We start from the raw sequence: 8124 nt of genomic DNA, 5'->3' as shown, positions 1-8124 counted from the left end.
CTGGGCGTGTCGGCCGCCGACGGGCTCGCGGCGCTGCGCACCGCCGAACCCGCCGTCCCCGACACGGGAACGGCACCTGCGCACTGGTCGGGTCCGCCCGAACTGCGCTTCGAAGACGTCCAGTTCACCTATGGCGGCGCCGAGACGCCCGCGCTCCGTGGCGTCACCTTCACCGCCGAGGCGGGACGAACGACCGCGATCGTCGGCCCGTCCGGCGCCGGCAAGTCCACGCTCCTCGCCCTGCTCCTGCGCCACCACCACCCGCAGGGCGGCCGGATCACCCTCGACGGCCACGACGTGACCGAGTACGCGCTCGACTCGCTGCGGCAGGGCATCGCCGTCGTCTCCCAGGAGACCTACCTCTTCCACGCCACCATCGCCGAGAACCTGTGCCTGGCCCGGCCGGGCGCCACGGACGACGAGCTGACGCGCGCCGCACGCACCGCCGGCATCCACGACGAGATCGCCGCCCTCCCCGACGGCTACGCCACCGTCCTCGGCGAACGGGGCGCCACCCTGTCCGGCGGCCAGCGCCAGCGGCTCGCCCTCGCGCGCGCCCTCCTGGCCGACGCTCCGGTGCTCGTCCTCGACGAGGCCACCAGCGCGGTCGACGAACGCCGCGAGGCGGACATCATCCGCGAGCTGCTCGACGCCGCAGGCGGCCGGACCGTCCTGGTGGTCGCCCACCGGCTCGCCGCCGTCCGGCACGCCGACCGCATCGTCGTCCTCGACGGCGGACGCGTGGACGCCGTCGGCGAGCACACCACCCTCGTCGAAGCCGGGGGCGTCTACGCGGGGCTCGTCAAGGCGGGCCACGCTCACGAGGAAGGGCTCGCCGCATGAGCAGCACCACCACCGACCGCGGTGGCGCCGAGATGCCCGCACGCGGCTCACTGCGCGCCCTGCTCCCCGCCCTCGCCGGGCACCGGATCATGATGGCCCGCACCTGCGGCGCCGCACTCGTCGAACAGGGCTCACTCGTCACGTTGCTGACGCTGGCCGCTCACACCGTCGGAACCGCCGTCATCGAGGACCGCGCCCCCTCGGCCCGTACGGTCACCGCGCTCATCGTCCTCGTCGTCGTACGCGCCCTGATGACCTGGCGCGAAATGGACCTCAGCCACGACCTGGCCTACCGAGTGCTGGCCGAACTGCGTGTGCGGGTCTTCGACGGGCTCGCCCGCAGCGCGCCCGCCCGCGTCGCCGGCCGCCGCAGCGGGGACCTGGCCGCCACCGCCATGGCCGACGTCGAGGCACTGGAGTTCTTCTACGCCCACACCACCGCTCAACTCCTGGCTTCCGGGGCGGTGTTCACCGGAGGCGCCGCTGTTCTGGCCACGGTGGAGCCATGGCTGCCGGCAGCGGTGCTGCCGGTCGCCGCGCTGCTCGCCGCGGCGCCCTTCGCCGACGCGCGCGGACGCGCGGCGCGCGGAGCCCGCACCCGGGCGGCCGCCGCGAAGCTGTCGGCCGACACCGTGGAGACCGTGGACGGGCTGCGTGAGCTGCTCGCCTTCGGAGGGCTGGCCGAGCGGCGCCGCCGACTCGCCGAACAAGGCCGGCAGGTGGGGGAGGCCCAGAGGGCCGAGGCCACCTGGGAGGCCGTGGCCGCCGCGGTCCGCGACCTCCTCATCGTGTGCGCGGTCCTCGGCGTGGTGGCCGCCGCGGCGCAGTCCGTGACCTCGGGGCGGCTGCACGGCGCGTGGGCCCCGGCGGCGATGGCTCTGGCCCTGTCGGTGCTGGGGCCCGTCGCCGAGTCGGCCAGGGCGCTGAGCCAGGCCGTGGGTCTGCGCGCCGCGGCCGCCCGCGTCGGCGCGGCCGTGCGGGCCCCCGCTCTCGCCCGGCCGCCCGCCGCACCCCGCCCGCTGCCCTCCGGTCCGCTGGGCGTCCGGCTGCACCAGGTGAGCTTCGACTACGGCGGTCGACCCGTGCTGGACGGAGTCGAACTGACAGTACGCGCAGGGCAGACCCTCGCCCTGGTCGGTGTCTCGGGGGCCGGCAAGTCGACCTGCGCCCACCTGCTGGCCCGCTTCTGGGACCCGTCCGAGGGCACCGTCCACTTGATACCCGGCGACGGCGAGCCCGTCGACGTACGTGACCTGAGCGATGCCGAACTCCGACGAGCCGTCGCCGTGGTGGGCCAGGACACGCCTCTCTTCCACGGCACCCTCGCCGACAACCTGCGGCTCGCCGCACCGGAGGCGGACGACGAGCTCCTCGCCGAGACCGCCCGGCTGTGCGGCGTCGACCGCATCACCCCCATGGACTCCCTCGTCGGCGAGCGCGGCTCCACCCTCTCCGGCGGCCAGCGCGCCCGGATCGCCCTCGCCCGGGCGCTGCTAGCGCAGCCCCGAGTCCTCGTCCTCGACGAGACCACCGCCCACCTCGACAACGCCGGCGACGCCCAACTCGCCACCGCGCTCGGCAAGGAAAGCCGCACCACGATCGTCATCGCCCACCGCCCCGCCACCATCCGCCGCGCCGACCGCATCGCCGTCCTCGAAGCCGGCCGCATCACGGAGGAAGGCACCTGGGACGAACTCACCACCCGCCCCGACAGCGCACTGGGCCGTGTCCTCGCCGTCACCCCGTCCTGAACCCGGACCAGCCGGCGGCAGAGCCGGCCTGGCGGTCCATCGCGTTGACCATGTAGGAGAGGACGCAGCAGGAACCCCGCCCCGATCATGGCCCTGGATATGGGCGGACGGGTGCTTTCCTGCACCCAGCTGTCGGCAGGGGACATCGTGATCCAGAACGGCACCCGGCACGCCTGGCGCAACCGCAGCGGCCAACCGGTCACGATGGCCTTCATCCTCATCGGTGCGGAGTTCGACGACTGACGGGCGAGGGCAGCTGACTGAACGACTCGTGACCGTCTGACCTGCGGAGAGGCCGGGCGCAAAGCTCCGGAGTCGTGATCACACCAGTCATTGCGTGATCATTCCACTGCTTCAGGTGCTCCCTGCTCGAACGCCATGCGGCAGCGTTCCACCTGGTCGGCCACCTGCTCCATGAACCAGCGCATGATCTCGTAGGGGACAACGCGCTCGTCAGGGCTGTAGACGCGGACGGTCGGTTGCAGGTTCGGGTCCTCGTCCGGGACAAGCGCCACCAGGAAGGCAGTGCCGGGCAAGTACGTCACCGCAGCGTTGGGGCTCCCGTCCCCCTCAGCCGACGCAGGCACAGCCTCGCTCAGTTCCACGGCCCAGGCATCGTCGGGCAAGGCGTAGTGAAACAGCACGGCGTAGTGACGGCCTGCATGCTCTTGCAGCTCCCATGGCATGTGAGCAGGCTGCCACAGCTGTCGTGTCGGAGTCTCGTGGGTATCCCGGGCTCTCACCTGGGCACCGGCCGGCCAGTGCTTACGGGACAAGCCGGAGCGCGTTCCGCCGCTTTTCCGGGACGCGCGTGAGTCAAGGTCGGCGTGTTCCCGGCGCCACCGCGCCGTCCTGGCCGCCGAACGCGAGGAACTCGCCCGTGTCCGATGCGAGAAGGGCACCCGCCGGGGAGGACGCCCACTTCCCGCCGCGACTTGGCGGCTTCGTCCGAGCGGACAAGAAGACTCAGCGTCGCCGCCGAGGGAACAGGGCACTGAGCGTCGCGCACACGATCGCCCCGAACAGCAACCCGTCCCATGGCATCCCACCCGGACGATGGGTCGTCGCCACGTAGAGGAAGGAGCCGAGCCCACCGGCCACGACGAAGACAGCGAAGCCGCGAAGCCCGTACCACCATCTCGGGCGGGCTATGTCTGAAGTCACGGAGGCATTATCCACACGCAGGCAGCGGGCGACGAGGCCCTCAGGACTGACCACCCGGCATGGTCACACCCGCTCACTCGGCCGAAGTGTTCTGTGTCGCCTCGCGTGCTTCGGTGAGGGCTCGCTGCCTGAGGTTGCCGACGAACAACTGAATCGTGGTGGCGGCCAGGACGTCATCCCACTCGCGCTTGCGAGAAGGCACGATGACACTCTCGGCGTCGTACAGGACACCGGTCAGGCCTTGAAACGTCGGCCTGTGGTGGTACCCCGCTGCCGCTCTCCTCGCACCGTCGATGATCTCCGCCAGGCACCGTCCGCGTCACCGACGAGGCGGCCCACGCGGCCGACCGAGAGACGTGCATCGCGGTCACGTCCCTACACACCGCTTCAACGAGAGAAGGTTTGAACGGGCGAAGACGTGCTCGACGCGGGCTCGCTTTGCCGGCCGGTTCCGGATCGGCCCCCGCGGGCATGTTCGGTCCTCCAGCGGAAGGCTTTCCGAAGGCGCGAGGGCTCAGCCCGGAGAACGGGGTGTCCAGGACGGCTCCGACGCCGTGATCACACCAGTCGCACCGTGATCGTTCCACTCAGAGGAGGCCGAGCGAGTACGCAACGTCAGCGGCCACCAGTGCTGCGCCTGCCGACATGGCCAGTCCAGAATGCTGCCGTGGCCGAAGACGAGCAGAGCGGCATAGAACCGCGTTCATTCCTGACATGCGTGGCAGAGGTGGCTCATTTGCTGGGCGTCGGAGACGTCGCCATGAACCCGAACGACCAGGCCCGCCGCCTCGCCCATGCGGTGCGTAAGCCCCTGCTCGAACGCGCAAGTCTGCCTGATGAATTGTTCGCCCCGCTGATGGCTGCAGCCGTGTACGACCCAGATCCCAGCTTCTGCCGCTGGTTCGTCGAGCCGGCGGTCTACGCATTCGGACGCCGCCGTGTGCTGGCGGCATTGGTCGACTATCTGCGGATCGGCACGGATGCCGAGCGAGCTGGTGCCGTGCGTGCTTGGTACAGCGCCCATGTGCCCTTGCGTGCAGATCGGTCCCCAGCGTACGGACCCGGCGGGGTACGTGATCCCGCTCTGGACGAGTCGCAGGACATCGAGGCCGCGTGGCTGGAGGCAAGCCGGGCCGCAGCAGCACGTTACGAGGGAGTCTGAGCCCGATTCTCACCCCGCAGTCACGGGACAGACTTGGCGACATCTGCTGTCCGCGTCGGCGGGGATGGGGGATAGGACCTGGCCGTCGAGGCAAGCGGCGCAGTCCGTGGCGGCGAAGGCGTACCCGGCGTGCAGCAGCACGGCGATGTCCCCGCCCGCGTGCGTGTCCTGGTACTCGCCCGCGAGTTGCTCCGAGAAGACGCACCCGCTGCAGACCTCGAACGCGCAACAGCTTGCAACAGCAAATGCTGACGCGATGGTCAAGGAAGGTCGCACCACGTAAATTGACCGGTCAACCAGCAGAATTGCGACGCCTTGCGTCGCTCATGGCCCGGTTGACATCGTCGCGGATGCGACGCCTACTGGAATCAGGGGCGTTCCGCGCAGAGAGATCGACACGGCGCTCGAAAGCCCCGGCGGCACACCGGATGTGTTCCGCGCTCGAGTGCGCCCGTGACGGCGCACCCGTCGAACTTGACGTCACGACAGCCCGCGGGCCCGAGAGACGGGTGCAGAACGGCCCGGACGCGCCTGCCGGGATCTGCGCAGGGTCCGCAGGGGCTTCCTCCGCACGGGGCACTGCACGCTCTGGGACACCCCCGGAACCGCGGCTCCCCGGCTCGAGATCCCTGGCGGGGACACGCGCCACCACCTCAGTCAATACGGCTGTGACGACTGCACGTCCTCGACTGCGAACCGGGGACGGGGGTTCTGACCGCCCGAGGACAAGACCGTGGGGAGAGAGCAACGCCACGTGGTTCTCGGACCGTTGCCCATGCCCCCGTGAGACCACACGCGCCAAGGGCTCGGCGCGGTGGACACCACCTCGCGGCCTGCCTCGACCACGCACAAGGAGGCAAAACCCATGTCGATCATGTCGGACCCCACAACGCTGGACGGGGTGGTGCGGCCCGCCACGAGGAACGATCTCGAAGGGCTGACGCTGACCCACAGGGCGGAGCAGAGCGGCGCCACGGAGGCCCTGCTCGTGGAGCCGGAGGCCGAGGACATGGCCCAGCTCAGGGCTCGCGTGGCGCGACTCGAAGCGCAGGCCGTGTCGCGGTCGGCCGATCAGGCCGTACCGACCGTGGTCAGTGGGCGCTACAGCAGCGCGGGAGGCGGAACACAGCTCGAACTGCGAGTGGACGTGGACGGCCCGCGGCCGCTGATGCGGATCAGCGGAGACTTCTTCCAGACCAGTGGAGCGACCACCAACTACGTGGGTTCCTTCGTCGTGGCGTCGCTCACCGCCGCCGTCACCGAGGGTCTGGTGAAACTCACCGGACGGGGGAGGTTCAGTTTCCCCGTCCTTTCCCCGCACGTGGAGGTCACCATCGCCCCGGGCACGGCCGCGGCCCCCACCCCGGGCGAGGCCACCGTGCAGTTCTTCAACGGCGGCGGCAGCCCCAGCGCGACGTACCTGTGCGCGTTCGTCTCACCGCACTTCCGCAGCGTCCGGATCGAACAGGACTCCGTGACAGGGACCGTCCCGTTCTTCTCGTACGACACCGGGTCCCTGCCGCAGCCGCCGTCGAGCCCGGCACGTGTGCTGACCGTGCCCGCCGCGTACGCGGAGGCGGGGATCGAGGTGCAGATCGCCGGGGCTCCCGACGTCATCCCCACCGGTGCCGCGGGCACCGACGCACGGTGGAACGACGCGGAGTTGCACAACGCCATGGTCAACCATTTCAGCCTCTGGCGGAACGCCCCCCGGTGGCAGGTATGGCAGATGGTGGCCACCTCGTACATCGAGGACGGCGTCCGGGGCATCATGTTCGACGCAGGCGGGGCATTCCAGAGACAGGGCTTCGCGGTGTTCCACGACGCGATCAAGGGCGAGGACCCGGCCAGCCGGCGTGCGCAGTTGCGCACGTACGTCCACGAACTCGGTCACGCCTTCAACCTGCTGCACTCGTGGGAGAAGAACCTGGCCGAACCGCCTCAACCGCTCGGGCCCAACGGCGGTCTGGGGGACCTGTCCTGGATGAACTACGTGCAGAACTTCCAGCCACCGCCCCCGGCGCCGGGCGGCCCGGCCGCCTACTGGGCCGCGTTCCCCTTCCAGTTCACCGACAATGAACTCGTGCATCTGCGGCACGGCTTCTACCGGGACGTGATCATGGGCGGCAACCCGTTCGGTGTGGGTGCGGCCGAGGTCGACGTGGACCTCTTCGACGATCCGGTCGTCGACAACTCCGGCCTCGCCCTGGACCTGCGGTCCAAAGGAACGTTCCGGTTCGGCGAACCGGTCGTGGTCGAGATCAAGCTGGCCACCACCGACCTGCGCGGCCGCAGCACACATGGCCGACTGCACCCCAACGACGGATTCGTCACCGTCGCCATCCGCACCCCTTCGGGCGAGACCAGAACCTACCGGCCGCCACTGATCCGCTGCGCGGACCACGAGCACCAGACGGTCCTGGACGCCGACCGGCCGGCGATCTACGAGAGTGCCTACGTCGGTTACGGCAAGGACGGCTTCTACTTCCAGCAGCCCGGCCAGTACCAACTGCGGGCCCAGTACCACGCGTCGGACGGCTCCAGGGTGCTCTCCCACGTCCTCCGGCTCACGGTCCGCAGGCCGCGTACCGAGGCCGACGAGGATGTCGCCGAGTTGATGATGTCCGGCGATGAGCAGGGCACGCTTCTCTACCTGCTCGGCTCCCGCGCCGAGAGTCTCGAGTCCGGGAACCGGGCCTTCGACCAGGTGCTGAGCCAGTACCCCGATCACCCGCTCGCCGTCTACCCGCGCATGGTCAAGGGCTTCGGCGTCTCACGGGACTTCAAGGACCTCACCCCCGACAAGGAGCTCCGCATCCGTCGCGTCAACACCGAGGAGGGCATCGGGCAGCTCAGCAAGGTGGTGGAGTCCTCGGCCGGTGACGAGGGCGTCGACAACATCACTCTCGGCCAGGTGATGCGGCGGCTGGCGCGGGTGGAGGCCAAAGCGGGTAATGCGCAACGGGCGACAGAGGTGATGGACGAGATGGTGGAGATCTTCGACCACAAGAACCTCAAGCCCCATGTCATGCGGGACATCCAGTCGGAGGCCGCACGGACCAAGGAAGAGATCACCCGTCGGTAGCCATGTCCAGCCCCTCTCCGTCCAACAGCGCGGGCGGCGGCCAGGCGGCCGTCGTCCTCCGCATGCTCCTCACGGGAGGCGACGGCTACCTCCGGTGCATGGCCGCCGGGGAGGCCCAG

8 protein-coding genes are annotated in these 8124 nt (G+C 70.1%); 5 read left to right on the top strand and 3 right to left on the bottom strand.

All coding sequences use genetic code 11. The annotated features are described in order from the left end of the window. The 3 genes from ABT116_RS17795 to ABT116_RS17785 form a co-directional block, all read left to right on the top strand. On the top strand, nucleotides 1–843 hold an 843-nt coding region (locus ABT116_RS17795), incomplete at its 5' end, for an ABC transporter ATP-binding protein (protein ID WP_351634070.1). Further along, the gene (locus ABT116_RS17790; RefSeq protein ID WP_351634067.1) at nucleotides 840–2594 is read left to right on the top strand and encodes an ABC transporter ATP-binding protein; all 1755 of its coding nucleotides are present in this window, start codon (nucleotides 840–842) and stop codon (nucleotides 2592–2594) included. The genes ABT116_RS17795 and ABT116_RS17790, both read left to right, overlap by 4 nt. Before the next feature lie 87 nt (nucleotides 2595–2681). Then, nucleotides 2682–2837 carry a cupin domain-containing protein gene (locus ABT116_RS17785; RefSeq protein WP_351634064.1) on the top strand — a complete coding sequence of 52 codons (156 nt, stop codon included), beginning with the start codon at nucleotides 2682–2684 and terminating at the stop codon, nucleotides 2835–2837. A gap of 98 nt (nucleotides 2838–2935) precedes the next feature. Here the strand turns inward: ABT116_RS17785 and ABT116_RS17780 are convergent, their stop codons facing one another. The 3 genes from ABT116_RS17780 to ABT116_RS50885 form a co-directional block, all read right to left on the bottom strand. Further along, complete coding sequence (locus ABT116_RS17780; protein ID WP_351634062.1) at nucleotides 2936–3280, bottom strand: hypothetical protein; 345 nt, start codon at nucleotides 3278–3280, stop codon at nucleotides 2936–2938. Nucleotides 3281–3560: 280 nt separating this feature from the next. Further along, nucleotides 3561–3758 (bottom strand): hypothetical protein, encoded by a 198-nt coding sequence (locus ABT116_RS17770; protein WP_351634059.1) that lies wholly within the window; start codon nucleotides 3756–3758, stop codon nucleotides 3561–3563. A 73-nt stretch (nucleotides 3759–3831) separates the two neighbouring features. Then, the gene (locus tag ABT116_RS50885; protein WP_502983888.1) at nucleotides 3832–3960 is read right to left on the bottom strand and encodes a hypothetical protein; all 129 of its coding nucleotides are present in this window, start codon (nucleotides 3958–3960) and stop codon (nucleotides 3832–3834) included. A 465-nt stretch (nucleotides 3961–4425) separates the two neighbouring features. Here ABT116_RS50885 and ABT116_RS17760 point away from each other — a divergent pair, with 465 nt between their 5' ends. Together ABT116_RS17760 and ABT116_RS17755 are read left to right on the top strand one after the other, a co-directional pair. Beyond that, on the top strand, nucleotides 4426–4920 hold the full coding sequence (locus tag ABT116_RS17760; protein ID WP_351634056.1) for a hypothetical protein: 495 nt from the start codon (nucleotides 4426–4428) through the stop codon (nucleotides 4918–4920). 865 nt (nucleotides 4921–5785) lie between these two features. Then, nucleotides 5786–8005 carry a zinc metalloprotease gene (locus ABT116_RS17755; protein WP_351634053.1) on the top strand — a complete coding sequence of 740 codons (2220 nt, stop codon included), beginning with the start codon at nucleotides 5786–5788 and terminating at the stop codon, nucleotides 8003–8005. Nucleotides 8006–8124 lie beyond the last annotated feature (119 nt).

It is taken from the genome of Streptomyces sp. NPDC002130 (assembly GCF_040296465.1).
Lineage (GTDB): Bacteria > Actinomycetota > Actinomycetes > Streptomycetales > Streptomycetaceae > Streptomyces.
The sequence above is the reverse complement of the archived record's forward strand: the minus strand, read 5'-3'. Positions and strand labels throughout refer to the sequence as shown.